The 2,545-nt window shown below is 39.5% G+C and carries 3 protein-coding genes; all 3 read left to right on the forward strand.

Annotated elements, in window-relative coordinates; all coding sequences use genetic code 11:
* A partial coding sequence (locus AAF462_11520; GenBank protein MEM7009751.1) for an IPTL-CTERM sorting domain-containing protein occupies window positions 1–414 on the forward strand: 414 nt, incomplete at its 5' end.
* Between the two features lie 187 nt (window positions 415–601).
* A complete protein-coding gene (locus AAF462_11525) occupies window positions 602–1,609 on the forward strand; it encodes an IPTL-CTERM sorting domain-containing protein (protein MEM7009752.1) in 1,008 nt (335 codons plus the stop codon).
* 73 nt (window positions 1,610–1,682) lie between these two features.
* On the forward strand, window positions 1,683–2,545 hold an 863-nt coding region (locus tag AAF462_11530; protein ID MEM7009753.1), incomplete at its 3' end, for a hypothetical protein.

The following is a 2,545-nucleotide window of genomic DNA, read 5'->3' on the forward strand; positions in this document are numbered from 1 at the left end:
ATAACAGTAGTTCAGTCAATACTACAGGGTTTCAATGCCCCAGCAATCCTACTAAATGATGGGGATGATATTGTAAGGTTGGGCACGGGAGCTGATATTCGAGGTTTGATTTCATGTAAAGGTGAATTTTCTGATACTGGAGGTTTTGACACTCTTATATTCAATATGGCGGTACCAAGTGATCAGCTTGAGCAAATATCTTTAGAACTCGCAGACAAAGACCCTGCTGGGGACAGCATCATAATAAACGGCCTAACCTATGAATGGATAAGGTGTGATCAGATTGTGAACAATATAGTAGGAGGATTTACTACAAATGTTCCTACACTTAGCCAATGGGGTCTAATCGCAACAGCGGGATTGTTGGGAATTATTGGTTTCATAGTTATTCGTAGAAGACAAATAACAATTTAACTCAAACAACTTAAAATAGGGGGACTGACCATGGTCCCCTTTTCACCCAAAACAGTTCAAATCTGCTATCTGACTCATTTGTCAGCTTTATTTCTTATCTATTTCTTATCATTCTCAAAAGCATTGGTTATAATTCTTCCACCTATTTGTATATATAGAAGTTCTTATTCAATTATGGAGGATTGATATGAACAGATTACTATTTGTGACAATACTGGCGGTAATGTTTGGCATCTCATATTCGGCTATTAGTTTTGCTGCCTGTAATGGTACTAATGTAGTCATTTGTGATACTAGCCCCCCAAATCCTGACCCTATCGGTGTGCAGCAAGGATCTAATCCTAACGACATTACTGTCAACATGCTGCCAGGATCAGCAATAGACACTAGCGGTGATCCAATAGCTGACCTTACAGGTATAGATACAGATACTGGTCGTATTACTATAACAGTTGATAATGCAACTATAGCAGCACATGACTATTGCATAGAAAATGCTACTAACAATAATGGCGGACAAGTCACACTTATGAATGCACATTTATCGTCCGTCGATAATAACTGTATTAGTCTTAACAGTAATTCTGCTCCATATATATTAAATATTACGGATTCAGTGATAGAAACTATCGATGACACTGTATTAAGAACAGGCAATGGTGATGATATTCTTAATGTAACAAACTCCACTATAAGAGTATCAACTGCAGCTGGGAATGATTTTGCAATAACAACTTCATCTGGAAACGATACTGTAAACCTTGAAAACTCTTTACTACTTGGCGGTACTAGTAATCAACCCGTTCCTACTGCTATTCGATTGGGTGATGATGATGATATTTTAACAATAGGCAATAATGTAGAGCTAAGAGGACTACGGCCCGGAGATATAGAAGATTTTGGGATTATAGATTGTGATAATGGTAATGACACAATTGTTTTTGCAATGCAGGTACCAACAAACGATTTAGATGAAATAACAGCACAAATAGAATCAAAAAACCCAGCTGATGATAGTATTATTATTAACAGATTGTTGTATGTATGGCAGGATTGTGAGGAATTAGTTCCACAATTGCAGCCAGGGTTTATCTCCCCTGTACCAACTCTCTCTCAGTGGGGACTTATTGCAACAGCTGGATTGCTAGGAATAATAGGTTTTATAGTCGTTCGCAGAAGAAATTTAGCTTCGTAAATATCCCATCTCTTTTATATAGAGATTTATTGTACGTGTGATATATTAGCTTAAACCGTAAAGGAGGGGAACTATGAAAATCATTCTAAAATCCGCACTTACTATATTTATTCTGCCAGCTTTTCTTTTATTGTGCCTTGGCACTTTAGCGCATGCACAATCCCCAAATGATGGCCAAGCTGTGGTTGTAGACATATCGGCTGGCACTGACTTTGATGGTGCCCTTTTTATTGTTGAATTATCTAATGGTCAGAGGGAATTGGTCAGCGACTTTGGAGATCCCGCACAAGGCCCTTTGGGAGACGGCCCGGTAGACTTAGCCCTATCTCAAAACTTGCAGAACGCATATGTTACCGATACATCAGGCCAAGGTCTATTATTCCATGTGAATTTAATGTCCGGAGATAGAACGATAATTAGTGATTTCGCAGACCCTGCACAAGGACCTCTGGGTGAGAGGCCCTCAGGCATTGCTTTAAACGATACAGCTGCATATGTACTAACCAGATCTGAAGGTACAAACGACGATGGCCTATTATTTCATATTGATTTAACTACTGGTGATAGAACAATCATAAGCGATTTTGGCGATCCTGCTCAGGGAATTGTTGGCAGTGATCCCGCAGACCTGATTTTAGACGGCACAGGCGGCGCATATGTAACAGATGAAGATGGAGGAGACAGTTTAGGTAGAGGGGCTGTGTTCCATGTGGACCTAACATCAGGCAACAGAACGCTTATTAGCAACTTTAACAATCCTGCTCAGGGTCCTATAGGGATAAATCCTTTTGGTATTACTATGGGCAGCTCTGGAAATTTACTGGTTACAGATGAGGACATAACGCAAGGACCCACAATTAACGGTTCTCTTTTAGAAGTGGATGTTGTATCAGGTTTTAGAACAGTAATAAGTGATTTTGAAAATCCAGCGCAAGG

This window comes from Thermodesulfobacteriota bacterium, from assembly GCA_039028315.1.
In the GTDB taxonomy this organism is placed as follows: Bacteria; Desulfobacterota_D; UBA1144; order Nemesobacterales; family UBA2774; genus CR02bin9.

Coding starts and splice junctions, on each gene's coding strand:
- AAF462_11525 (MEM7009752.1), top strand. CDS start 602: ATGAACAGATTACTATTTGTGACAATACTGGCGGTAATGTTTGGCATC.